This is a genomic window from Sphingomonas vulcanisoli (assembly GCF_011761305.1).
GTDB classification, from domain to species: Bacteria; Pseudomonadota; Alphaproteobacteria; order Sphingomonadales; family Sphingomonadaceae; genus Sphingomonas_I; species Sphingomonas_I vulcanisoli.
Map to the genome: position 1 here is coordinate 271947 of NZ_JAAOZC010000003.1, position 23443 is coordinate 295389.

Annotated in this window: 23 protein-coding genes; 15 read left to right on the plus strand and 8 right to left on the minus strand. The window is 64.5% G+C overall.

Annotation, left to right across the window (positions count from 1 at the left end; genetic code table 11):
• From ilvN to FHS31_RS08035, 3 genes are all read left to right on the plus strand, one after another.
• The gene (gene ilvN, locus FHS31_RS08025; protein WP_167073001.1) at positions 1-516 is read left to right on the plus strand and encodes an acetolactate synthase small subunit; all 516 of its coding nucleotides are present in this window, start codon (positions 1-3) and stop codon (positions 514-516) included.
• 105 nt (positions 517-621) lie between these two features.
• Entirely contained in the window at positions 622-1641 is a 1020-nt protein-coding gene (gene ilvC, locus FHS31_RS08030) for a ketol-acid reductoisomerase (protein ID WP_167072839.1), read from the plus strand.
• Positions 1642-1806: 165 nt separating this feature from the next.
• Entirely contained in the window at positions 1807-2346 is a 540-nt protein-coding gene (locus FHS31_RS08035; RefSeq protein WP_425057207.1) for a YceI family protein, read from the plus strand.
• Between the two features lies 1 nt (position 2347).
• Here FHS31_RS08035 and FHS31_RS08040 read toward each other — a convergent pair whose 3' ends face one another.
• Entirely contained in the window at positions 2348-2752 is a 405-nt protein-coding gene (locus FHS31_RS08040; RefSeq protein ID WP_167072840.1) for a BLUF domain-containing protein, read from the minus strand.
• A 251-nt stretch (positions 2753-3003) separates the two neighbouring features.
• On the opposite strand from FHS31_RS08040, the gene leuA reads away from it, so the two are divergent.
• From leuA to FHS31_RS08085, 9 genes are all read left to right on the plus strand, one after another.
• The gene (gene leuA, locus FHS31_RS08045) at positions 3004-4662 is read left to right on the plus strand and encodes a 2-isopropylmalate synthase (protein WP_167073003.1); all 1659 of its coding nucleotides are present in this window, start codon (positions 3004-3006) and stop codon (positions 4660-4662) included.
• Between the two features lie 174 nt (positions 4663-4836).
• Entirely contained in the window at positions 4837-5835 is a 999-nt protein-coding gene (locus FHS31_RS08050; RefSeq protein WP_167072841.1) for a hypothetical protein, read from the plus strand.
• 152 nt (positions 5836-5987) lie between these two features.
• Positions 5988-7577 carry an MFS transporter gene (locus FHS31_RS08055; RefSeq protein ID WP_167072842.1) on the plus strand — a complete coding sequence of 530 codons (1590 nt, stop codon included), beginning with the start codon at positions 5988-5990 and terminating at the stop codon, positions 7575-7577.
• A 97-nt stretch (positions 7578-7674) separates the two neighbouring features.
• The gene (locus tag FHS31_RS08060; RefSeq protein WP_167072843.1) at positions 7675-10185 is read left to right on the plus strand and encodes a TonB-dependent receptor; all 2511 of its coding nucleotides are present in this window, start codon (positions 7675-7677) and stop codon (positions 10183-10185) included.
• Positions 10155-11285: a glycerophosphodiester phosphodiesterase gene (locus FHS31_RS08065; RefSeq protein WP_243843341.1), complete on the plus strand. Its 1131-nt coding sequence runs from the start codon at positions 10155-10157 to the stop codon at positions 11283-11285. The genes FHS31_RS08060 and FHS31_RS08065 overlap by 31 nt, the downstream gene beginning before the upstream one ends.
• Positions 11286-11449: 164 nt before the next feature.
• Positions 11450-12205 (plus strand): molybdate ABC transporter substrate-binding protein, encoded by a 756-nt coding sequence (gene modA, locus FHS31_RS08070; protein ID WP_167072844.1) that lies wholly within the window; start codon positions 11450-11452, stop codon positions 12203-12205.
• 130 nt (positions 12206-12335) lie between these two features.
• Complete coding sequence (gene modB / locus FHS31_RS08075) at positions 12336-13016, plus strand: molybdate ABC transporter permease subunit (RefSeq protein ID WP_167072845.1); 681 nt, start codon at positions 12336-12338, stop codon at positions 13014-13016.
• On the plus strand, positions 13013-13648 hold the full coding sequence (locus FHS31_RS08080; RefSeq protein ID WP_167072846.1) for an ATP-binding cassette domain-containing protein: 636 nt from the start codon (positions 13013-13015) through the stop codon (positions 13646-13648). Before modB ends, FHS31_RS08080 begins: the two co-directional genes overlap by 4 nt.
• A 126-nt stretch (positions 13649-13774) precedes the next feature.
• Positions 13775-14434, plus strand: a complete 660-nt coding sequence (locus FHS31_RS08085; protein WP_167072847.1) for an FABP family protein — start codon at positions 13775-13777, stop codon at positions 14432-14434.
• Between the two features lie 163 nt (positions 14435-14597).
• Here FHS31_RS08085 and FHS31_RS08090 read toward each other — a convergent pair whose 3' ends face one another.
• Both FHS31_RS08090 and map read right to left on the minus strand, forming a co-directional pair.
• Entirely contained in the window at positions 14598-15455 is an 858-nt protein-coding gene (locus FHS31_RS08090; protein ID WP_341786316.1) for an oxygenase MpaB family protein, read from the minus strand.
• A 17-nt stretch (positions 15456-15472) separates the two neighbouring features.
• Entirely contained in the window at positions 15473-16303 is an 831-nt protein-coding gene (map, locus tag FHS31_RS08095; protein ID WP_167072848.1) for a type I methionyl aminopeptidase, read from the minus strand.
• 58 nt (positions 16304-16361) lie between these two features.
• On the opposite strand from map, the gene FHS31_RS08100 reads away from it, so the two are divergent.
• Complete coding sequence (locus FHS31_RS08100; RefSeq protein WP_167072849.1) at positions 16362-17123, plus strand: competence/damage-inducible protein A; 762 nt, start codon at positions 16362-16364, stop codon at positions 17121-17123.
• On the opposite strand, the gene FHS31_RS08105 is transcribed toward FHS31_RS08100, so the two are convergent.
• Both FHS31_RS08105 and FHS31_RS08110 read right to left on the minus strand, forming a co-directional pair.
• On the minus strand, positions 17096-18367 hold the full coding sequence (locus FHS31_RS08105; RefSeq protein WP_341786317.1) for an MFS transporter: 1272 nt from the start codon (positions 18365-18367) through the stop codon (positions 17096-17098). The two genes, FHS31_RS08100 and FHS31_RS08105, sit on opposite strands and share 28 nt — an antisense overlap.
• Positions 18368-18428: 61 nt before the next feature.
• The gene (locus FHS31_RS08110) at positions 18429-19133 is read right to left on the minus strand and encodes a glutathione binding-like protein (protein ID WP_167072850.1); all 705 of its coding nucleotides are present in this window, start codon (positions 19131-19133) and stop codon (positions 18429-18431) included.
• Positions 19134-19297: 164 nt separating this feature from the next.
• On the opposite strand from FHS31_RS08110, the gene FHS31_RS08115 reads away from it, so the two are divergent.
• On the plus strand, positions 19298-21133 hold the full coding sequence (locus FHS31_RS08115; protein WP_243843342.1) for an alpha/beta hydrolase family protein: 1836 nt from the start codon (positions 19298-19300) through the stop codon (positions 21131-21133).
• 66 nt (positions 21134-21199) lie between these two features.
• Here FHS31_RS08115 and FHS31_RS08120 read toward each other — a convergent pair whose 3' ends face one another.
• The 3 genes from FHS31_RS08120 to FHS31_RS08130 all read right to left on the minus strand — a co-directional run bounded on the left by FHS31_RS08120 (position 21200) and on the right by FHS31_RS08130 (position 22227).
• Positions 21200-21604 (minus strand): Ros/MucR family transcriptional regulator, encoded by a 405-nt coding sequence (locus FHS31_RS08120; protein WP_167072852.1) that lies wholly within the window; start codon positions 21602-21604, stop codon positions 21200-21202.
• A 65-nt stretch (positions 21605-21669) separates the two neighbouring features.
• A complete protein-coding gene (locus FHS31_RS08125; protein ID WP_167072853.1) occupies positions 21670-21942 on the minus strand; it encodes an SWIB/MDM2 domain-containing protein in 273 nt (90 codons plus the stop codon).
• 81 nt (positions 21943-22023) lie between these two features.
• Positions 22024-22227 (minus strand): hypervirulence associated TUDOR domain-containing protein, encoded by a 204-nt coding sequence (locus FHS31_RS08130; protein ID WP_167072854.1) that lies wholly within the window; start codon positions 22225-22227, stop codon positions 22024-22026.
• 86 nt (positions 22228-22313) lie between these two features.
• On the opposite strand from FHS31_RS08130, the gene FHS31_RS08135 reads away from it, so the two are divergent.
• On the plus strand, positions 22314-23426 hold the full coding sequence (locus FHS31_RS08135) for a glycoside hydrolase family 130 protein (RefSeq protein WP_167072855.1): 1113 nt from the start codon (positions 22314-22316) through the stop codon (positions 23424-23426).
• Positions 23427-23443 lie beyond the last annotated feature (17 nt).

A 23443-nucleotide genomic window follows, 5' to 3' on the forward strand; every position in this document is an offset into this window, starting at 1 on the left:
ATGCACATCCGTACCGAAGCCGCTGAGCGGCATACGCTGTCGCTCACCGTCGCCAATGAGCCCGGCATCCTTGCGCGGATCGCGGGGATGTTCGCGGGGCGCGGCTATAATATCGAGAGCCTGACCGTCTCCGACGTGACCGAGGATGAGGCGATCAGCCGCATCACGATCGTCACCAAGGCCGCGCCCGAGATGATCGAGCAGATCATGGCGCAGCTCGATCGCCTGCCGCCCGTCCACCGCGTGCGCGATCTCACCGCGCAGGGCCCGCATGTCGAGCGCGAGCTTGCTCTGGTCAAGGTCGCGGGTGCGGGCGATCATCGGATCGAGGCGCTGCGCCTGGCCGAAGTCTATCGCGCCCGCGTCGTCGATGCGACCACCTCCAGCTTCGTGTTCGAAGTGACGGGCGGCACCGAGAAGATCGACAAATTCCTCGAGCTGATGCGCGAAGTCGGCCTGATCGAGGTCGCCCGCACCGGCATCGCCGCCATCGCACGGGGGCATGAGGTGATCTAAAGCAGCGTATCTCGACTTCGGTCGATACGAACGGGGTTTCTTGTTTCACCATCCTTCTGTCCCGAGCGAAGTCGAGGGACGCTCACAGTCCGGGGATTTCTACCAATGCGCGTTTACTACGATTCCGATGCCGATATCGGCCTGATCAAGACCAAGAAGGTGGCGATCGTCGGCTATGGCAGCCAGGGCCATGCCCACGCCCAGAACCTCAAGGATTCGGGCGTTGCCGAAGTGGCGATAGCGCTCCGCCCTGATTCGGCGACTGCAAAAAAGGCGACCGATGCTGGTTTCAAGGTGCTGACCGGCGCCGAAGCGGCGGCCTGGGCGGATATCGTCATGATCCTCGCGCCCGATGAGCATCAGGCCGCAATTTGGGAAAATGATCTCAAGGGCAATCTAAAGCCCGGCGCGGCGATCGCCTTCGCGCATGGTCTCAATGTTCATTTCGGGCTGATCGAGCCGCCGGCGGATATCGATGTGTTCATGATCGCGCCCAAGGGGCCGGGCCACACAGTCCGCTCCGAATATCTGCGCGGCGGCGGCGTGCCCTGCCTGATCGCGATCCATCAGGACGCCAGCGGCAACGCGCATGACGTCGCGCTGTCCTATGCCTCGGCGATCGGCGGCGGCCGCGCGGGCGTGATCGAGACGACGTTCAAGGAGGAATGCGAGACCGATCTGTTCGGCGAGCAGGCGGTGCTATGCGGCGGCCTTACCCACCTGATCCAGGCGGGCTTCGAGACGCTGACCGAGGCGGGCTATGCGCCCGAAATGGCCTATTTCGAATGCCTCCATGAAGTGAAGCTGATCGTCGATCTGATGTATGAGGGCGGCATCGCCAACATGCGCTATTCGATCAGCAACACCGCCGAATATGGCGACATCACCACCGGCCCGCGCATCATCACCGACGAGACCAAGTGGGAGATGAAGAAGGTGCTGGAGGACATTCAGCAGGGCCGTTTCGTCAAGAATTTCGTGCTCGACAACCGCGCCGGCCAGCCCGAACTCAAGGCCGCCCGAAAGCTCGCCGCCGCGCATCCGATCGAACAGACCGGCGCCAAGCTGCGCGCGATGATGCCGTGGATCACGCAGAACAAGCTGGTCGACAAGAGTAAGAACTGATCAACTTCATCGAATAGTCGCTTCGATCGTTACGCGGTTGACGCGAAGGGGGCGCAGGATCACAAGTCCGGCGTCCCCTTTTTTATTCGAGGCTCCATGATGCGCTCAGCTTTTCTCGCCCTTGCCTTGCTTGCCGCGCCCGTGATGGCGCAAGCTCCTATGGGCATGCCTGGCGCGCCCGATGTTTCGCGGGTCCCGGCCGGCACCTACAAGGTTGATCCCAATCATACGCAGGTGATCTGGACGGTCGATCACCTGGGCTTTTCGTCACTGTCGGGCCTGTTCGGAGCGACCGGCGGCTCGCTGACCATCGATCCCGCCAAGCCCAACGCGGCGAAGGTCGATGTGACCTTCGATACCAGCGTCATCACGGTGACGTCGGTCGGGTTCGCCAAGCATCTCGCCACGCCAGAGATGTTCGATACCGCCAAGTTCCCGACCGCAACCTTCACCTCGACATCGGTAGTGGTCAACGGCACGTCGGCCAAGATCATGGGCAACCTCACGATCAAGGGCATCACCAAGCCGATCGTGATCGATGCCAAGTTCGTGGGCGCGGGATCGAACCCGATGAGCAAAAAGCTGAACTTCGGCTTCCATGGCTCGGCGACGATCAAGCGCAGCGAATTCGGCCTCGGCTTCGCGGTGCCCGCCGTCAGCGACGAGGTGAAGCTCGGCATCCACGTCGCCTTCACCGCGCCATAAGTCAGGCGGCTGCGCGGACCCGCGCGAAGCCGCGGAAGAGCTCGCGGATGTTGGCATCCGCGACGCCTGCCGTCAGCTCATCGACCAGGGTGGCCATGTCGGACGCCCTGGCCGTAGCCACCTTCTGCGCCGCCATGGCCCACTCCCCGAACGATCGTTCGGTCGTGTCCTTGCTGCTCAGCAGCACTACCGCACGGTGGCGGGGATCGGCTTTGATCCGTTCATAGGTGCGGTTGACCAGCACGGGCTCGCCTTCCAGCGCCTGCAGGAAGCGGCGGCCATCGTACAGCAGCAGCCCGGTCACGCCCGCGGCCGCATTGTTGCGCCGGGATGCCGTCAGGATCGTCTGAACCTCGGCATCGTTCACCGTCGCCGTTGCCGAGCTGATGTAAGTAAGTTGGATCACTGCGGCCTCCCTTGGAAGGTTGAGCTAGCCAATGGCGGTTAACAGCCGCTAAATGGCTGGACGTTTGTGTCCGCATCGCCTAGGCGCGGGCCATGCCGTCGCTGCGCAGCCTTCTCCTGCTTCGACTTACGCGCCCTTAGGCGCGTCGATTTCGCGCGGCTGTCCGCCGCCGCTCACCGCCTAAGGGACCATAGACCGCGCAAATGACCGCGCGCCCCGATCCTTTTCGAGCACGAGTGACATCCATGACTATGCTGGCCGACCCTTCCGTCAAATATCGCCCTTTCCCGCAGATCCATATCCCCGATCGCCAATGGCCGTCGCGCACGATCACCAAGGCGCCCCGCTGGCTCTCCACCGATATGCGCGACGGCAATCAGGCGCTGATCGATCCGATGGACGAGGAGAAGAAGCAGCGCTTCTTCGATCTGCTCTGCAAGATTGGGCTCAAGGAAATCGAGGTCGGCTTCCCGTCGGCGGGCGCCACCGAGTTCGATTTCATCTCGGGCCTCGTCAAGCAGGGCAAGATTCCGGACGATGTCGTGATCCAGGTGCTGACCCAATCCCGCCGTGACCTGATCGAGAAGAGCTTTGAGAGCCTCGTCGGCGCCAAACAGGCGATCGTCCACCTTTACAATGCGGTATCTCCGGCCTGGCGGCGGATCGTCTTCCAGATGAGCCGGGACGAGGTGCGCGAGATCGCTATCACCGGCGCCAAGCTGCTGCGCGACGAAGCTGCCAAGCAGCCGAATGTCGATTGGCATTTCGAATACAGCCCGGAAACCTTCTCCACCGCCGAACTCGATTTCAGTCTGGAGGTTTGCGAGGCGGTGATGGGCGTGCTCCAGCCGACGCCCGATCGCCCGATCATCTTCAACCTGCCCGCCACCGTCGAGGCAGCGACGCCCAACATCTACGCCGATCAGATCGAATATTTCTGCCGCAACATCCCCAATCGCGATGCCGTGGTGGTCTCGCTGCATACGCACAACGATCGTGGCACCGGCGTCGCGGCGGCGGAGCTGGGGCTGATGGCGGGCGCCGATCGCGTCGAGGGCTGCCTGCTCGGCAATGGCGAGCGCACCGGCAATTGCGATCTCGTGACTGTGGCGATGAACCTCTACACGCAGGGCGTCGATCCCGGCCTCGATTTCTCGGACGTCGATGAGGTGGTGAAGACGGTCGAATATTGCACCAATATCCCCGTCCACCCGCGCACGCCCTATGCCGGCGATCTGGTGTTCACAGCTTTCTCAGGCAGCCATCAGGACGCGATCAAGAAGGGGTTCGCCGCGCAGGAGCAGAGCAACAGCGGGCTGTGGAGCGTGCCCTATCTGCCGATCGATCCCGCCGATCTCGGCCGCAGCTATGAAGCGGTGATCCGCGTCAATTCGCAAAGCGGCAAGGGCGGTGTCGCCTGGGTGATTGAGCAGGACAAGGGGCTGAAGCTCCCCAAGCGTCTGCAGGCGGATTTCAGCCGCGTCGTGCAGGCGCTGGCCGACGAACACAGCCGCGAGTTGAACGCTGCCGATATCTGGGGCGCGTTCGAGAAACAGTATCGGCTGATCGGGCAGCAGGCGTATGATCTGGTCGATTATCACGAAGGCCGCGCCGATGGCGATCGGCTGTTCACCGGCACGATTCGCCATGGCGGCAAGGAAAGCTCGGTCAGCGGGCGCGGCAACGGGTTGCTGTCGAGTGTCGTCGCCGGCCTGAAGAGCGGCTTTGGCATCGATCTCGATATCGTCGATTATTCCGAACATGCGATCGGGCATGGATCGGGCGCCAAGGCCGCGGCCTACGTGGAAGCGCGGACGCCGGAAGGGCGCACTTTGTTCGGTGTCGGGGTCGATGAGGATGTTGCCACCGCATCGGTCAAGGCGCTGCTCGGCTGCGCCAACGCGATTTGACGCGCATAACTTCGATTAATTTTCCACGTTAACGGCGTTTCTTCTGCGTCCAAAAACGATCACCGATCGTATGGAAAGCATACTTGGGGAAGAAGAATGGCTGTAAGTGTGCGTGTCGGGTTTTTGCATATCCCGCGGATGGCGAAAATCCGGTAGGGTTTCGGTCCTCCCATCATGACCGAAATCTGGAGACCAAAGGCGCCGGTGCGATCCCGAGCGCTACGGCTGCAGCTGTTATGGCTGTGGGTGTTGGTGGTTGTGCTGTATTTTTCGTGGGAGGCGGCGAGCTATCGCGGGCTGTTCGCGATCATGGCGGAATGGCAGTTCGATCGGCTCGGGCAGGATCTGCCGACGTTCAACTTCTGCCTGCTGACGATGGTCTTCGGCTGGCCGGCGCTGCTGATCCTGCGCCGGCGGCGCGCGCGTGAGCTGGACGAGCGGGACGCCGTCGCCAACCGCGCGCTGATCGGGCTGGACGACGAGTCCGTCGCGCACGTTCTGGAAACCCGGCGGCTGAAGCGGGAGGGCGCGCTCGCGCTGCTGGCGGCGCGCGATTACATGCACTTCCTGTTCGGCTTCACCGCGGCCTTGTGGTTCGCAGCGGTGATGGCTTTGCTCTGGACGCTGGCGCTACCCAGTTCGATGGACAACCCGCGCGTCTATACGCCGGACAGCCTGCAGCAGCCGCAGATCCACGAAGGCGCCGCCGCCTTCCGGGGCACGCTGCGCTACGGGCGCATCTCCTCGTTCAGCCGCGGCATATTGTTCGCGCGCCGCACCGCGCTCTATGCGCCGCTATTTCCGCCCAAGGGCGCCAACCCGGACATCCGCTACTTCGTCGAGTTCCTGCCCGCCGAGCGGCCCGATATTCATTCGGGATCGGTGATCACGCACCGCGAAGGCGTGCTGGTGCGCTCCGATCTGCCGGGCGCGCTGATCCGGCTGTACCGCTACCTCGGCTATCATCCGAGCCCGCGCTACTATGTCCTCTACGTCAATCTCGCGACGATGCGCTGGCCCTACTACGTCATCGCGCTGCAGTTCCTGCTCGGCGGTGCCACCTTCCTCGCCTCCGGCCTTTGGCAGCGCCGCCACATCGGCAAACTCCGCACCAAAGTCCGCCAAGACGCCGCTGCACAACAACGCACCCTGAGAGAAGCCGTCGCGGCGTAAAAGCACCTAGACTGTCATTCCCGCGCAGGCGGGACTCCGTAATCGGGGCGCCTGCCAGGGAGGCGGCGCACCGAACAGATCCCCGCCTGCGCGGGGATGACGGATACGGAGCTGCTCTTTCCGCTCGATCCATCTGTCCCTAAGCTCGCCCTATGACAGCAAAGGGAATAACGGGAGTGGCGGACGAGCCGACGAGCACGGCGCTGGTGATCACCGCCTCGGCGCTCGGCACGGTGTTCGAATGGTATGATTTCTTCGTCTACGGCACGCTTGCCACGATCATCGCCAAGCATTTCTTTCCCGCCGACAATCCTTCCGCCTCGCTGCTGATCACGCTTGCCACCTTCGGGGTCGGCTTCGGGATGCGGCCGTTGGGTGCGGTGCTGTTCGGGGTGCTGGGGGATAAGCTCGGCCGCAAATACACCTTTCTCGCCACCGTCGCGCTGATGGGCGGCGCCACCGCGGTGATCGGCTTGCTGCCTACCTATGCGCAATGGGGCCTCGCCGCGCCGATCCTGCTGCTGCTCGCACGGGTGGCGCAGGGTTTGGCGCTGGGCGGAGAATATGGCGGGGCGGCGATCTATGTCGCCGAACATGCGCCGGCGCACCGACGCGGCCTCTATACAAGTTTCATCCAATCGGGCGTGATCGGCGGCTTCCTGTTGAGCCTGATGGTGGTGCAGATCGCCAACAGTTTCGTGCCCAAGGCGGCATGGGAGGCGTGGGGCTGGCGCATCCCTTTCCTGTTCAGCCTGGTGCTGCTCGCTTTCTCGCTGTGGATCCGGCTGAAGCTCAATGAAAGCCCGGTGTTCCGCGCAATGCGGGAGGAGGGCGCGCTCGCCCGCAATCCGTTGCGCGAAAGCTTCGATACGCCCGCCAAGGTTGGCCGCATCCTTGCGGTGCTGTTCGGGGTCGCCGCCGGGCTGACGGTGATCTGGTACACCGCACAGTTCCAGGCGCTCTACTTCCTCCAGAACGGCCTGCGGATCGATGATATGCCCGCGCGGCTGATCATTGGGGCGGCGGCGGTCGTCAGCTTCGGCTGGTTCATCCTGTTCGGCTGGCTATCGGACAGGATCGGCCGCAAGAAATCGATCGTCGCCGGCTATGCGCTGACCCTGGTCCTGCTGTTCCCGCTGTTCCACTGGCTCGCGGCGGTCGGGAATCCCGGCCTGGCGCAAGCGATGCGGAACGCGCCCGTCGTCGTCAGCGGATCCGACTGCACCTATGACCCCTTCGCCACCAAGGGACAGCCGACCGCCTGCGGCAAATTGCTGGATATGCTCTCCAAGAAGGGCGTCGCTTATACCAAGCTCACGGCACCTGTCGGCGAACCACCCTCGGTGACCATCGGCGGCAAGCCCGCCGATCCGGCGGCGCTCGATACCGCGCTCTCTGCCGCAGGTTACCACCTCGAAAAGATCACCCCGCCGCTCGGCGCTGCTATCCAGATGGCGCTGGCGATCATCGCCGTCGGCTTCCTCTCGGGCATGACCTACGGGCCGGTGGCGGCCTATCTGGTCGAGCTGTTTCCGGCACGGGTGCGCTATACGTCGATGTCCGTGCCCTACCATATCGGCACCGGCTATTTCGGCGGCTTCCTGCCCTTTATCAGCGCCTACATCGTCGCCAGGAGCGGCGATCCCTTCGCGGGCCTCTGGTACACCGTCGCGGTAACCGCCGTGGCGCTGGTGGTGGTGATCTTTGGCCTTCCCGAGACGGCGGGGAAGGAATTGGAATAAGCCGGGCGCTGTCATCAGCCTGAAACGCAAGAGTCGCCGAACTCTCACGAAAACCCGCCATCGGGCCCTCAACGCAAAAAAGCGAAAAGGGCCTGTCATGATCCGTTCCCGCATCCGCCTTCTCGGCGTCGTCAGTCTGTTCGCGCTCTCGGCCGCGGCCCATGCGGCGCCGGCCGATCCCGCGCCGGCCCCGGCTGTGGCCGACGCGCCCGCCGTCGACGATGCCGGCGCAGCGATCATCGTCACCGGCAAATCGACCCGCTCCGCCACCGCGCTGCCGGGCACCGAAATCCAGAAGATCCTGCCCGGCATCTCGCCGCTGAAGGCGATCCAGACGCTGCCCGGCGTGCTCTACATCACCGCCGATCCCTGGGGCTATAACGAGCAGAACGCGCAGATCTTCATCCACGGCTTCGCCTCGAACCAGCTCGGCTATACGATGGATGGCCTGCCGCTGGGCGATCAGAGCTACGGCAATTACAACGGCCTCGCCCCGCAGCGTGCGGTGATCTCGGAGAATGTCGGCCGCGTCGTCGTCGCCACCGGCGCGGGCGATCTCGCCACCGCATCGAACAGCAATCTCGGCGGCACGGTCGAAACCTATTCCTCCGATCCGCTCAAGACGTTCAGCATCCAGGCGGCGGAGACGGTCGGCAGCTATAGCACGTCACGCACCTTCGTCCGCATCGACAGCGGCACGTTCGGCGCCGATGGCGGCGGCTCGGCCTATATTTCGGCGGCGCGGCAACACGCCCGCGCGTGGGACTTCAACGGCATCCAGGGCGGCTATCAGGTCAACGCCAAGGTCGTGCACGAGAACGGCTCCGGCAAGCTGACTTTGTTCTTCGACTGGAACGACATGACCCAGCCGAACGAGGACGCGACCGTCTTCTTCAAGCCCTCCGCGGGCGGCACCGCCACCGCCGTCCAGCTCTACACGCCGTACAGCAAGCCCTTCTACTACCCGAACTTCACCGATTACCGGACCAATTACCTCAGCGCGCTGGGTAACTCGCCCGCGTCGGTCGGTAGCAATTACCGCAACTATTATTCGGATGCGCAGCGCACCGATTATCTCGGCTACGTCCGCTATGACGCCCATCTGTCATCGAAGGCGACATGGTCAAACACAGCCTATTTCCACCACAACGATGGCGCGGGCGTCGTCGCCGGGCCGCTGGGGCAATCGATCACCACCATCCAGCCCTATCTCGATCCCAATTACGCGACCAACCCGCATTATACGGCGAACAACAACGCATCGGCGGCGCTGGTCGCGGCGACGGGGGGATCGGGCCTTGTCACGCGCACCACCGAATATCGCATCGATCGCGGCGGGCTGATCTCGGCGCTCAACCTCGATCTCGGCGCGCACAAGATCGAATTGGGCGGCTGGTATGAATATAACAGCACGACGCAGTGGCGCCGCTGGTATGGCGTCGACGTCAACAATCCGGCTGCCAGCACGCCCTACATTCGGCCGCTTAGCAAGGCCGCGCCGCTCTTCACCCAATATCAGGGCAATGCGCGGATCGAGGAGCTGCAGCTCCACCTGCAGGATACGTGGCAGATGTTCGATAAGCTGCTCGTTCAGGCGGGTTTCAAGACCAGCGCGCAATGGGCCAATGGCACCTTCCCCGTGCAGCCCAAGGCGGGATCGCTGTCCGGCCTTACCGGCGGACTGCCGCAGGGCACGATCAACACCTTGCGCTGGTTCCTGCCGGCGGTCGGCGCGACCTATGATTTCAACGGGCACGAGCAGCTCTATTTCAACGTGCAGAAAAACCTCCGCCAATATCCGGTCTATCTGGCGGGCGGCGGCGGTCCGTGGTTCACGGGCAGCCAGGCGGCGTTCGATGCTTTCGCGCAGCAGGGCAAGCCCGAGACGAGCTGGACCTATGAGGGCGGCTTCCGCACCAATCGCAGCTTCGGCGAAGGCTTCGGGCTGCAGGCGCAGATCAATTATTACCATGTCGTCTTCAACAACCGGCTGCTGGCGATCTCGACCAACCCCGGCGGCATCGCGGGCGGCGGCATCACCGGCGGCACCTCGATCCTCGTCAACGTCGGCGACGTCCATACCGATGGCGTCGATGCCGCCTTCACGCTGCGTCTCGGCCGCAACGTCACGCTGTACAACGCCACCTCGTACAACCTCTCCAAATATCAGAACGATTATACCTCCACCGCGCTCGGCATCGGGGCTGCGAGCAACACCTGCATCGGCGGCTATCTCGTTACCGGCGGCATCGTGCCGACCTGCGGCAAGCAGTTGCCGGGCACGCCCAAATGGATGAACAAGACGGTGGGCACCGTAGATGTCGGGCCGTTCGAGGCGCAGGTGATCGGCGATTTCGTCGGCCGCCGCTTCGCTACCTTTACGGATGACGCCAGTGTGCCATCCTACTTCCTGGCCTCGGCGCGCATCGCCTTCCGCCTGCCGGAGGAGGTCGTCCATATCAAGAAAGCGGAGGTTTCGCTCAACGTGACCAATCTGACCGACAAGAAGGGCTGGTCGTCGATCTCGGTCGGCTCGGCGACCAACAGCTGGTCGGCCTATCCGATCGCGCCGCGCCAATGGTTCCTGACCTTCTCGGCGGCGCTCTGAGCATGGAGGGCGCGACGCGGCGGCAGGTGTTGGCGGGAGGGGCCGCCGCCGCGCTTGCGGCAGGCGTCGCCTTTACCGAGACGCCGCGCGAGAAGGTGCTTATCTTCGGGCATCGCGGCGCCTCGGCGCTGCGGCCCGAACATACTTTGGCCAGCTATGCCAAGGCGATCGAGGACGGTGCCGATTTCATCGAGCCCGATCTTTGCGCCACCAAGGATGGTCAGCTGATCATCCGGCACGAGAACAACATCGTCCAGACCACCGATGTCGCCAAACATCCTGAGTTTGCCGAGCGCAAGACCGAGAAAATGGTCGATGGCCAGAAACAGGTCGGCTGGTTCACCGAGGATTTTACGCTCGCCGAATTGAAGACGCTGCGCGCGATCGAGCGCCTCCCACAGCTGCGGCCCGAAAATGCCAAATATGATGGCGCGTTCGATCTCGTCACCTGGCCCGAGATGATCGATTTCGCCGCCGCCGAAAGCGCAGCGCGCGGCCGGCCGATCGGCCTGATCCCCGAACTCAAGCACTCGACCTATTTCAGCGGTATCGGCCTGCCGCTCGAGGATCGCTTCCTCGATACGCTGGCGCGGCATGACTATGTCAAACGCTGCCCGCTGGAGATACAGTCGTTCGAGATTGCCAACCTGCGCTATCTGCGCCGCAAGCTCGGCCACCCCGCCAACACCCGGCTCATGCAGTTGGTAGAACCCGCCGCCGGCAAGCCGGCCGATGTCGTCGCGGCGGGCAGCGGGCCGAGCTATGCCGAGATGGTCACGCCGGCAGGGCTGCGCGAAGTGGCCGGTTATGCCGATGTCATCGCGCCGCCGGTGCGCGCGATCATCCCGCTTGATGCGAACAAGAAACTCATGCGGCCGACCACCCTGGTCGCCGATGCACATCGTGCTGGGTTGCTCGTCCATATCTGGACCTTCCGTCCCGAGAATTTCTTCCTCGCCGCCGATTTTCAGGATGGTGGGGCTCCTGCTGCGCGAAATCCCGAGGGATCGGTCCGGGAGATAAAGACTTATCTGGCGACGGGTATCGACGGCTTCTTCACCGATGATCCGGCGCTTGGGCGCAAGGCTTTGGCGGCCTGAAATCCTCCCCGGCACGGGGAGGTGGCATCGCGCAGCGATGACGGAGGGGGCTCTCAACGAGCGCTGCACCTAGTGTTGAGCCCCCTCCACCAGCTTGCGGCTGGTCCCCCTCCCCGTGCCGGGGAGGATTGCTTGTGCCTGATCGCATCGCCTAACGCTGATCTATGCGCTGCACGATCCTCAACCGCCTCCTTCTCACCTGCCTGCTCGCGCTCGGGCTCACGGCCCCCGCGCTCGCCGCCGAAACGCAGGTCGCCGTCGCCGCCAATTTCACCGAGCCCGCCAAGGAAATCGCCGCGGGCTTCCAGCGCGCCACCGGCCACCGCGCCATCCTCTCTTTCGGGGCATCCGGCGCCTTCTATGCGCAGATCGCGCACGGCGCGCCGTTCGAGGTCTTCCTCTCCGCCGATGCCGAACGCCCCGCGCAGGCCGAGAAAGACGGCTTCGTGGTGCCGCGCACGCGCTTCACTTATGCCATCGGCCGGCTGGTGCTCTATTCGCCCGATCCGGTGCTGATCGATGGGCGCGGTATCGTGCTCAGGCGCGGCATCTTCGATAAGCTCGCCATCGCCGATCCCGCCGCGGCGCCTTACGGCCTTGCCGCGATCCAGACGATCAACGCGCTAGGTCTGGGCGGCACCGTCGGCCCGCGTCTCGTCAAGGGCGCCTCGATCGCGCAGGCGTTTCAGTTCGTGCAGAGCGGCGCCGCGCAGCTCGGTTTCGTCGCGCAGAGTCAGGTGATCGGCATCGCGGGCGGATCGCGCTGGCTGGTGCCCGCCGATCTCCATGCGCCGATCGAGCAACAGGCGGTGCTGCTCAAGACGGGCGCCGCCAATCCGGTCGCGCGGGCCTTTCTGACCTATTTGCGGGGACCGGAGGCGCGCGCCGTGATCCAGCGCTACGGCTATGAGATCCGCTGAACCTCTTAGCCCCTCCCCTTTAGGGGAGGGGTTGGGGGTGGGGGCGAGCGCAGCGAGCTTTTGCTACGACTCCCCCACCCCAACCCCTCCCCTGAAGGGGAGGGGCTTTACTGTTGCGCGAGCTTAACCGGTGGACCCCACCCCCCTCGCGCTGGTGATCGCCACCACGCTGGAGCTGGCGCTGATCACCACGATCCTCCTGCTGGCAATAGCCACCCCGCTCGCCTGGTGGCTGGCGCGGTCGCGGCGGTGGTGGAAGGAGGTGATCGGCGCGGTCACCGCGTTGCCGCTGGTGCTGCCGCCGACGGTAATCGGTTTCTATGTGCTGATCGCGCTTGGCCCGCAGAGCCCGCTGATGGCGCCGCTGCACGCCTTCGGCATCCGCACGCTGGCCTTCACCTTCACCGGGCTGGTGATTGGTTCGCTCTTCTATTCGCTGCCCTTCGCCGTCCAGCCCTTGCGCACCGCGTTCGAAAGCGTCGGCACGCGCCCGCTGGAGGTGGCGGCGATGCTGGGCGCGGGGCCGTTCGATCGTTTCGCCACGATCGCGCTACCCCTGTCGCGGTGCGGCTTTGTCTCCGCCGCGATCCTGGTTTTCGCGCATACCGTCGGCGAGTTCGGCGTGGTGCTGATGATCGGCGGCGCAATTCCGGGCCGCACCGAAGTGCTGTCGACGCGCATCTTCCAGCTGGTCGAGAATCTGCAATATGGCGAGGCGCATCGCATCGCCGCCGGGCTGGTCGCCTTCGCCTTCCTCGCCCTGCTCGGGCTGTTGTTGGCCGAGCGCCGGATCGGATCGGTGGCACCTTGAGCGATACGCTCAGAGTGCGGCTCAGCGGGCGGGCAGGGGCGCTGGCAATCGATGCCGCATTCACGGTGCCGCCTGGTATCACTGCGCTGCAGGGGCCTTCCGGCGCGGGCAAGACCACATTGTTGCGCGCGATCGCCGGCCTCGAACGGCTGCAGGGTTCGGTGCATATCGGCGGCGAGGTCTGGCAGGATGCACAAAACTTCCTGCCGCCGCACCGCCGCCGCATCGGCTTCGTCTTTCAGGGCGCCAATCTGCTGCCCCATCTCAGCGTCCGCGCCAACCTCGCCTACGCCGCACGCCGCGCGGAGGCGCCGCTGTCGATCGAGGACATCGCCGAACGCACCGGTATCGCCCACCTCCTCAATCGCCGCCCCGCGAAGCTCTCGGGCGGGGAGGCGCAGCGTGTCGCCCTCGCGCGCGCTCTGCTGATCCGGCCGAAACTCTTGTTGCTCGACGAGCCCTTCACCGGTCTGGATGCCGAGGGCCGCGCCGGGTTGATCGACCAGCTTGCCGCGCTGCTGCGGACGCTCGCCACCCCCGTGCTGATCGTCACCCACGACGCCGGAGAGGCCGCCCGGATCGCCCACCAGCAACTTCATATCGATAACGGAACGATCACGGTATGTTCTTGACAATTGCGCTTTCCTGTGATATTGGAGCAGCGTTGGCAAAGTTCCGTGTCTGATCCTTTCGAGAAAGCCAGCACACCGTTCCGCAATCCTCAACTTCCTCAACTTCGGCCCGTCCAAAGGCGCTTGATGAACCCCTTTCCCGAAGACATTTTCACCGAGCCGAGCGACGTCGATCCCGATACGCTTGCCAATCTCGGCCCGCTGACGCGGCTGGCGGGCGAATGGGAGGGCAGGAGCGGGATCGACATCAATCCCAAGGCCGAGGGGCCGGAGCAGCGCGCCTTCCTTGAACGGATCAGCTTTCAGCCGATCGATCCCCAGGCCAATGGCCCGCAATTGCTTTACGGCCTGCGCTACCACGTCCACATCACCACCGAGGAAGAGGACATCACCTTCCACGATCAGATCGGCTATTGGCTGTGGGAGCCCGCGACGGGGCTGATCATGCAGACGTTGGCGATTCCGCGCGGCCAGGTCGCGCTCGCCCAAGGGATGGCGCAACCCGGCGACGACATGCTGACCCTCACCGCCACGCGCGGTCCTACCGATTATGGCATCTGCTCGACCAGCTTCCTCGAACATGCCTTCCGCACCGATGCCTATACGATCGCGCTCACCTTCGAAGGCGATGACGTCTTCAGCTATGATATCAAGACGATGCTCGCGGTGCGCGGGCAAGATGGCCTGTTCGAACATCACGACCGCAACCGCCTGACGCGGATCGCCGCGCCCAAGCCCAACCCGCTGCAGCAGATCCTCACGGCCCGCGCCAAGCGCGGCGGTTAAAGCCGATCGCGGTCCCCAAATCCTCCCCTGCAAGGGGAGGTGGCGCGCGCAGCGCGTCGGAGGGGTATCCCCCTATCGAGAGGGCTACACCCCTCCGTCATCGCTGACGCGATGCCACCTCCCCTTGCAGGGGAGGATCGAAGATCCTCAATGACGATCCACCCTAATCGGCGAAAGCCCAGCGCAAGGTACGCGCAAGGCCCATGGCGCCAGTGCGGACCAGCGGACGGACGATCGCCGGCGGCGTCGGCAACCCATGCATGGCGCGCGCCCAATCCGGCAGCAGGTCCACCGCCGCCTGCATCGTCACCGCCTGCACCGGGATCGCCAGCATGTTGTCCGGCCTATGGCCAAGCACGATCCGCGCCACCTCCCACGTCCGATCGTCGGCGTGGAGCTCGGGGCGGAGGGTGGTGATGAGCGCCATCGCTTCCGAACGGCTCCGCGGCACCGGATCGGCGCCCAAGGCCGCCGCGATCGTCGCGAAATCGGCGAAGTAATGATCCTCCTCCACGGCGGTCAGCGGGCGGCTGCCGTAGCGCTGCCAGCCATCGAGGAAGCTCAGCGCCTCGCTGACATGGACCCAGGCGAGGAGATGTGGGTCATCGGCGCGATATGGGGTGCCGTCGGTCGTGATGCCGGCGATGTGCGCGTGGACGGCCCGCACCTTTTCGATCGCCGCCACCGCCTGATCGCGCTGGCCATAGGTGGTAACCGCGATGAACCGCGCCGTGCGCCGCAGCCGCCCGAGCATGTCGGTGCGAAAGTTGCTGTGGTCCCAGACGCCGGCCAACACCGCCGGATGCAGCATCTGGAGCAACAGCGCCGCGACCCCGCCGACCATCATCGATGTTACGTCGCCATGCACGCGCTGGATCGGCGAGCCCGGCGCGAACAGCGCGTCGGAACTGCGCTGCACCGGCCGCTCGCCGCGGGCCTGATCGTTGAACAAAGCGCGGACCTGGCGGATGATACCGCGTTTAGCGCGATGGCGGATCGCCGCTGCCGGGCCGGACGCCACGCTGCTAGGCGCGGCGGTCAGGCCGCCAGATGCGGCACGTCGAGCCCGCGCCGGCTCTTGGTGAAGATCTCGCAGCCGTCTTCGGTGATGCCGATCGAGTGTTCGAATTGGGCGGAGAGCGATCGGTCGCGCGTCACCGCCGTCCAGCCATCGTCCAGCACTTTGACGTCCGGGCGGCCGATGTTGATCATCGGTTCGATCGTGAAGAACATGCCCGGCCGCAGCTCCGGCCCGGTGCCGATGCGGCCGACATGGACCACCTCGGGCGCGTCATGGAACAGACGGCCGACGCCATGCCCGCAGAAATCGCGGACGACGCCGTAGCGGTGCGCTTCGGCATAGGTCTGGATCGCATGGCCGATATCGCCGAGATGCGCGCCCGGCTTCGCCGCCGCGATGCCGCGCATCATGCATTCGTACGTCACCTCGACCAGCTTGCGCGCCTTCAGCGGCACATCGCCGCAGAGGTAGGTGCGGTTGCTGTCGCCGTGCCAGCCATCGAGCAGCGGCGTCACATCGACATTGACGATATCGCCGTCCTTCAATGTCTTGGGCCCCGGGATGCCGTGGCACACGACATGGTTCACGCTGATGCAGCAGCTGTGCGTATAGCCGCGATAGTTGAGCGTCGCCGGCACCGCGCCGCCGGCCATCGTCATGTCATAGACGATGCGGTCGATCGCCTCAGTGGTGACGCCGGGGCGGATATGCGCGCCGAGCGCATCGAGGATGTCGGCGGCCAGCGCCCCCGCGCGGCGCATCCCCTCGAAACCCTCCGGCCCGTAGAGCTTGATGGCACCGGTGCGGGTGACGACGTCGTCTGCGGTGATCGTCTGATAATGCGTCATTGTGCCTATATAACCGTTGAGGCTGGCTTTCGCCACCGGCAGAGCTATGGGCGAGGCGATGAGCGCCTCGGAACGCATCTGGACCGCCGCTTTGCTGGTGATCGGCGACGAGATCCTCTCGGGCCGCACGCAGGACAAGAATATCGCGCAGCTCGCTACCTGGCTCAACGTGCAGGGGATCAGGCTGGCGGAGGTGCGCGTCGTTGCGGACAAGATGGCGGCGATCGGCGCGGCGGTGAACGCGCTTTCGGCGGGCAACGATTATCTGTTCACGACAGGCGGCATCGGGCCGACGCATGACGATATCACCGTCGATGCCATCGCCGCTGCCTTGGGCCTGCCGGTCGTGGTCCATCCCGATGCGCGCGCGATCCTCGAGAAACATTATGCAACGCGGGGCGGCCTGACCGAGGCGCGGCTGCGGATGGCGCGGGTGCCGGAGGGCGCCTCGCTGATCGAGAATCAGATGTCGGGCGCGCCGGGCATCCGCATCGGCAACATCTTCATCCTCGCCGGGGTGCCGCACATCGCCGCTTATATGCTGGAGGCGCTCACCGGCACGCTGCAGGGCGGCCTGCCGTTGCTGTCGGTGACGCTCGGCTGCTGGGTCGCGGAGAGCGAGGTCGCCGAGCTTTTGAGGGCGGCGGAGACCGGGAGCGCGGGATGCCAGATCGGCAGCTACCCCTTCTTCCGCGAAGGCCGCACGGGCGCCAATTTCATCATCCGATCGACCGATCTCGCCGCGGCCGAGGCGTGCGCCGCCGATGTCACCGCGCGGCTGGCGGCGCTGGGTTACGAGGCGGTGGACGGCGGCATCTGATACCGCTCGGCCCTGGCAGGCGTTGCCGCACCGCTGCCCATCAAAATCGCCAGCGCGGCCAGCGCGAGAACCACTGCGATCGCGAAGCCCGCCCCTACGAACTGGAAGGGGGCGGTCGGCCCGGTGAAATATGCGAGCGTCGAATTGTAGACGGCGGGGGCGATGATCGCCGCAACCGCCGCCATGCTACCGCTGAACCCCTGCAGCTCGCCCTGCGCATTGGGCGGCACCGCGCGGGAGATCAGGCCGTTCAGGGCCGGCATCGCCGCCGATCCGATCAGCTGCAACGCCAGCACCGCGAAGGCCAGCCATGGCGTGCGCACCCCAGTGAAGCAAAGGAACCCGAAGGTCGTCGCCATCATGGCGAGCGCGGCCGCGCGCCGTTCGCCGAACCGCTTGACGAGCCGGCCGACGATGAAGACCTGGCTCAACACCATATAGACGCCAACCATGGCGAGGCTCGCGCCGACCATCCCCGATCCCCAGCCGAACGCCGCCATCGCGAAGAAGGCCCAGGATACCGGATAAATCATAGTCGCCATGTTCCAGAAGAACGCGGAGGCGAGCAGAGCGATGACGCCATGCAGCTTACGCAGCGCCCGGAAAGCGCCGACCGGATTGGCGCGGCTCCACTCGAACGGCCTGCGGTTTTCCGGCGCCAGCGTTTCGCGGAATGCAAACGCACCGAACAGGAAATTGATCGCGGTCAGCGCGGCCGCTGCATAGAAGGGCGCGCGTGGGCCGATCTCGCCCAGCGCACCGCCGATCGCCGGGCCGACCACCAACCCGATCCCGAACGCCGCCCCCATCATCCCGAAATAGCGGGCGCGCTCCGCCGGTGCGGAGATATCGGCAAGCGCTGCCCCTGCCGGACCGAAGGATGCGCCGAAGAAACCCGCAAAGGCGCGGCCGACGAACAGCCACAGCAGGTTGGGTGCGAAGCCGAGCAACAGATAATCGATGGTGAAACCGCCGAGCGCACCGAGCAGGACGGGCCGCCGCCCGAAGCGATCGCCGAGATTGCCGACCAACGGCCCGCTCAAAAACTGAACCGCCGCATAGACGACGCCCAGCCAGCCGCCGATCCGCGTCGCGGCGGGCAGATCGACATGGCCAAGCTTCATCACGATCCCCGGAATCACCGGCATCACGATCCCGAAGCCGATCGCGTCCAGCAGGACCACGATCAGGATGAAATAGGCAGACGCGCCCGGCCTTGAGGCGGTTGCTTGAGTAACCGTCACGAACGCTTTGCCCCTCGAACCTGTGCTCCAGCAACCGCCGGAGCACAGGGGACGGGCCTGATCAAGCCTTGGGCGTGTTCGTCGCGGTCTGGCCGAAGAGGATCTTGCGCTCTTCGTCGGTACGGATGCCGGGGTTGGGGTTTACTTCCTTGCCCCTGGCATAAGCGCGGATCGTCGCCGGGCGGACGGCGATGGCATCGAACCAGCGCTTCACGTTGGGAAAGTCGTCAAGGGTCTGGCCCTGCATCTCATGCGGCACGACCCAGGGGTAGGCGGCCATGTCGGCAATCGAATAGTCGCCCGCGACGAACGCCCGGTCCGCTAGCCGGCGATCGAGCACGCCATAGAGGCGGTTGGTTTCCTTGACGTAGCGATCGATCGCGTAGGGGATCTTTTCGGGCGCATAATTGCGGAAGTGATGGTTCTGCCCGGCCATCGGGCCGAGCCCGCCCATCTGCCACATCAGCCATTCGTGGGTTTCGATGCGCTCCCGCGGCGTGCTGCCGTAGAATTGGCCGGTCTTCTCAGCGAGGTAGATCAGGATCGCACCGCTCTCGAACACGCTGACCGGATCGCCGCCATCGGCAGGATCGGCGTCGATGATCGCGGGCATCCGGTTGTTCGGCGCGATCTTCAGGAAATCGGGCGCGAACTGCTCGCCCTTCCCGATATTGATCGGGTGGATCGCATAGGGGAGGCTCATTTCCTCCAGGAAGAGGGTAATCTTGTGCCCGTTGGGCGTGGGCCAATAATAGAGATCAATCATCGAAGAGCCTCCCTGCGTCGCGCGGCAGATGGGGTGGCGGTACGCGGCGTGCAAGCGGCTTGTGCGCACGGCGGCGCGGTTGCAAAACAAACGGCAAAGGAAAACGATCGATGTCCATTGCCCTCTTTGCCGCAGCCCTGGCTGCCACCACCGCCCCGTCCTCAATGGTGCACTATAGCAGCGTCACGCTCGATCCGGCCGGCCGCGTGATCGCGAGCGTCGAAAGCACGCAGGTCAAGGATGCGCCGAGTGAGGGGCATGGCCTGCTGGTGCTGCGCGACACCAACGGCAAGCTGATCGCCCGGCAGGATCCCTGTGCGACCTGCCGCTACGCATCGCTGGCTTTCTCCCCCGATGGTGCAACCCTGGCGTTCGTGGCGAGCGGCGGCGGCAACGCTACGGTCTATGCGCTGGCAAAGGGACAGGTGCGCAAGCTGACCAGCGTCAATGGCCTCGCCGCCGGGCTGCGCTGGTCGCCCGATGGCAAGACCATCGCGCTGCTGGTGACGGTTGGTGCGACCAAGGAGACCGGCGCAACGCAGCCCGGCGCGCGGCAGGTGGGCGTGATCGGCGAGCACGAGGATTCCAAACGGATCGCGACAATCCCGGCCACCGGCGGCCCGATCGCGATGGTCTCGCCCGAGGGCACTTTCGTCTACGAATATGATTGGACGCCGGACGGACAGGGTTTCGTCGGCACCGCCGCCGAGGGCAATGGTGACAATCAATGGTGGGTGGCGAGCCTCCGCGCCTTCCCGATCGCCGGCCCGATGCGCACCATCGCCGCGCCGAAGATGCAGATGAACTTCCCGCGTGTATCGCCGGACGGCAAGAGCGTCGCCTTCATCGGCGGGTTGATGAGCGATTTCGGATCGGTGGGCGGCGATATCTATTCCGTGCCCATCGCGGGCGGCCCACCGCGCAACCTGACGCCGGACGTGAAGGTGACCTTCACGTCGCTGGCATGGAGCCGAAACCAGCTGCTCGTCAGCGCGATCGTTAGCGGCTCATCGGCGGTGGGCTGGCTCTACCCTGCGACCGGCAAGCTGACCCTCGGCGCCCCCAGTGCGGAATCGATGGCGGCGGGCGATGCGCATGTTTCGCTCGATCGCAGCGGCACAAGGGCGGCTTATGTGACCGAAAGCTTCACCAAGGCGCCCTCTATCGCCTTCGGGCCGATCGGCGTGGGCAAGTCCATTACGCACGACAATGACGCGCTCACCGCAGCCTTTGTCGCGCACGACATTCGCTGGAAGAGCGGCGGCGAGGAGGTGCAGGGCTGGCTGCTGGAGCCGCAGGGCGCGTCGGCCACCGCCAAGCAGCCGATGATCACCATCATCCATGGCGGCCCGGCGGCGGCGACGATGCCGCGCTTCATCTGGGGCGGCAACAATGAGGCGCTGCTCGCGCATGGCTATTGGCTGTTTCAGCCCAATCCGCGCGGCTCCTACGGGCATGGCGAGGCCTTTGTCCGCGCCAACGTCAAGGATTTCGGCGGCGGCGATCTGGAGGACGATCTGGCCGGCATCGCTGCTGTCGAGAAGCAGGCGCCGATCGACGACGATCGGCTCGGCATCTTCGGCCACAGCTACGGCGGCTTCATGACGATGTGGACGGTGACGCACAGCAAGCGGTTCAAGGCGGCGGTGGCGGGCGCGGGGATCGCCGATTGGGTGGCTTATTATGGCCAGAACGGGATCGATCAGTGGATGATCCCCTATTTCGGCGCATCGGCCTATGACGATTACGCCACCTACGATCGGCTCTCGCCGATCCGATCGATCAGGCGTGCTGCCACGCCCACCTTCATCTATGTCGGCGAACGCGATGTCGAATGCCCGCCCGCGCAGAGCCTGGAATTCTGGCACGGCCTGCGCGCCATGAACGTGCCGACCGAACTGGTGATCTACGCCGACGAGGGCCACGGCATCCGCAAGCCTGCGAATACGGCGGACATCACCAATCGGATGGTCGGCTGGTTCGATCGATATTTGAAGTAAGCAGCGGGGGGCTCGCCCCTCAACCGTCATGCTGAAACACGTTCAGGATGACGGTGATGACGGGGGTTAAGCCGCTTTGGCGCGGCGACCGAGGCCAATCTCTTTCGCCAAGCTGCGGCGCCGATCGGCATAATTGGGCGCCACCATCGGATAATCGGCGGGCAGCTTCCACTTGGCGCGATACTGGTCGGGCGTCATGCTGTAATGCGTCATCAGATAGCGCTTGAGCATCGTCAGTTTCTTGCCGTCTTCCAGGCAGACGATGTAATCCGGCTTGATCGAGGATCGCACCGGCACCGCGGGCTTGAGTTCGGCTTCCGGCGCGGCGGTGGCCTCGCCCAGGCCGGTCAAAGCACCGTGCACATTCTTGATGAATTCCGGCAGCTCATCGCTTGCAACGCGATTGTTGGAAACGTGCGCGGAGACAATCTCGACGGTCAGCGCGAGAAGTTCGTTGGTATTTTCGGTCATCAGGTCCTCAATTCAAGCCACAGAACAAGCCGGGAGCGTTCGCTCACGCCCCCGGCTCTACCCTGCTACTTGACGTGCGTCGAGATGTGCTTGTTCATCTCGAACATGCTGACGCTCTTCTTGCCGAAAATCTTCTCCAGCTTGGCGTCGGCGTTGATCTGGCGCTTGTCCTTGCTATCCTGCAGATCGTTCTTCTTGATATATTCCCACATCTTGCTGACGATCGCGCTGCGCGGCTGATCTTCGGCACCGACGATTGCGGCCAGGTCTGCCGAGGGCTTGACGGGCTTGTGAATGCCGCCGGTCTTCGCCGCGGGTGCCGCTGGTGTTTTCGCCATTATAGTTCCTCCTCCGTAGGGTTGGCATCTCTTAGGAGGAGTTTTTGGAGAGCGCGAGAGGGAATTGCGCCCGTGTGCGCGCTATTTCTTGATCAGTGCCGAGGCTTTATGCGCTGCTTTGCCGCCCTTGTCCGATTTGACGATATATTCGGGGTTGTCGGGCGAGGCGGCCACTTTATGCCCCTTGATCGTCGTTGGGCTGGTCTGCTTTTTCTCGACCGTGCCGTGCGCGGTGCCGCCATGCGACTTCCAGCTGACCTCATCGCCCTTCTTCAATGTCGTCATCGCCTAGCTCCTTTGCGGGAACAATCGGCTAAAGACTGTCTTTGTTGCACAAGGCGGCAGGTTGTTTCGATGAAGCGGGGCCAGATTTGGACGATTATCTGATTTTCGCGCCGGACGACGTCGATCTGGCGCGATCGCCCCTCGCTGCGACGATCGGGGCCGAGACCTACGTGCTTGGCGCGTTCAATCCCGGCCTCGCGCGGCTGCCCAACGGCAACATCCTGCTGATGGTGCGGGTGGCCGAAGCCCTGAAAGAGCCGGTCGAGAAGGAGCATGTCCACGCGATCCGCTGGACGAGCGCCGGCTATGTCCGCGATCCGCATCCGCTTTCGGGCGTCAACATGAGCGATCCCCGGCAGTTTGATGTCGCGGGCGGGGCGTATCGAATGCTGGCGCTAACCTCGCTTTCCTGGCTGCTGCCCGTGGAGCTGGACGCCGAGGGCCGGAAGGTGGTTGCGGTTCATTACGACAAGGCGATCGCGCCGACGATGAGCTACCAGGATTATGGCATCGAAGATGCGCGGATCAGCCTGATCGACGGCACTTATTATATGACGACCTGCTCGGTCTCGGCCGAACGGCACGGCACCAGCCTGTACACGTCATCGAACGGGCTCGATTGGGAGCTGAAGGGCCTCGTGCTCGATCATCAGAACAAGGATATGATCCTGTTCGAAGGCAAGGTCGGCGGCCTGTTCACCGCGCTGACGCGGCCGCTGGGAGAGCTTTACCTCGCTTATCCTGAGCAGAGCGAATTCCTCGCCGGCCCCTCGATCAACCTCGCCCAATCGCCCGATGCGCTCCACTGGAAGCCGGTCGATGCGCCCTTCCTGCGCCCGCGCAAGGCATCGGAGCTGGCGCGCAAGCTCGGCGGCGGATCGCAGCCGATCCTGACCGACGAGGGCTGGCTGATGCTATATCACGGCGTCGAGACCAAGGCGAAGGTTGGTGTCTACCGCACCTTCTGGGGGCTGCTTGACAAGGACGAGCCGTGGAGGGTCAAGCGGCTGGAGGACGGCAAGGGTCTGCTCGAAGCCAACCCTGCGCTGACCGCCCCAATCGCGCACCAGCTCTATCTGCCGACCGAGGTGGTGTTCACCACCGGCCTCGTCGATGGCGGCGATCATTATATCGTAGCGAGCGGGGAAGCGGATCTGGCGTGCCGGATCACGCATATTCCTAAAAGTCGGTTCGCGTGAGGCTTGTCTGTACTACC

Bases quoted from the DNA above. Each gene is read 5' to 3' on its own strand.
- ilvN (WP_167073001.1), top strand. From the start codon at position 1: ATGCACATCCGTACCGAAGCCGCTGAGCGGCATACGCTGTCGCTCACC.
- ilvC (WP_167072839.1), top strand. From the start codon at position 622: ATGCGCGTTTACTACGATTCCGATGCCGATATCGGCCTGATCAAGACC.
- FHS31_RS08035 (WP_425057207.1), top strand. From the start codon at position 1,807: ATGCCTGGCGCGCCCGATGTTTCGCGGGTCCCGGCCGGCACCTACAAG.
- leuA (WP_167073003.1), top strand. From the start codon at position 3,004: ATGCTGGCCGACCCTTCCGTCAAATATCGCCCTTTCCCGCAGATCCAT.
- FHS31_RS08050 (WP_167072841.1), top strand. From the start codon at position 4,837: ATGACCGAAATCTGGAGACCAAAGGCGCCGGTGCGATCCCGAGCGCTA.
- FHS31_RS08055 (WP_167072842.1), top strand. From the start codon at position 5,988: ATGACAGCAAAGGGAATAACGGGAGTGGCGGACGAGCCGACGAGCACG.
- FHS31_RS08060 (WP_167072843.1), top strand. From the start codon at position 7,675: ATGATCCGTTCCCGCATCCGCCTTCTCGGCGTCGTCAGTCTGTTCGCG.
- FHS31_RS08065 (WP_243843341.1), top strand. From the start codon at position 10,155: ATGGTTCCTGACCTTCTCGGCGGCGCTCTGAGCATGGAGGGCGCGACG.
- modA (WP_167072844.1), top strand. From the start codon at position 11,450: ATGCGCTGCACGATCCTCAACCGCCTCCTTCTCACCTGCCTGCTCGCG.
- FHS31_RS08085 (WP_167072847.1), top strand. From the start codon at position 13,775: ATGAACCCCTTTCCCGAAGACATTTTCACCGAGCCGAGCGACGTCGAT.
- map (WP_167072848.1), bottom strand. From the start codon at position 16,303: ATGACGCATTATCAGACGATCACCGCAGACGACGTCGTCACCCGCACC.
- FHS31_RS08100 (WP_167072849.1), top strand. From the start codon at position 16,362: ATGAGCGCCTCGGAACGCATCTGGACCGCCGCTTTGCTGGTGATCGGC.
- FHS31_RS08110 (WP_167072850.1), bottom strand. From the start codon at position 19,133: ATGATTGATCTCTATTATTGGCCCACGCCCAACGGGCACAAGATTACC.
- FHS31_RS08115 (WP_243843342.1), top strand. From the start codon at position 19,298: ATGGTGCACTATAGCAGCGTCACGCTCGATCCGGCCGGCCGCGTGATC.
- FHS31_RS08120 (WP_167072852.1), bottom strand. From the start codon at position 21,604: ATGACCGAAAATACCAACGAACTTCTCGCGCTGACCGTCGAGATTGTC.
- FHS31_RS08125 (WP_167072853.1), bottom strand. From the start codon at position 21,942: ATGGCGAAAACACCAGCGGCACCCGCGGCGAAGACCGGCGGCATTCAC.
- FHS31_RS08130 (WP_167072854.1), bottom strand. From the start codon at position 22,227: ATGACGACATTGAAGAAGGGCGATGAGGTCAGCTGGAAGTCGCATGGC.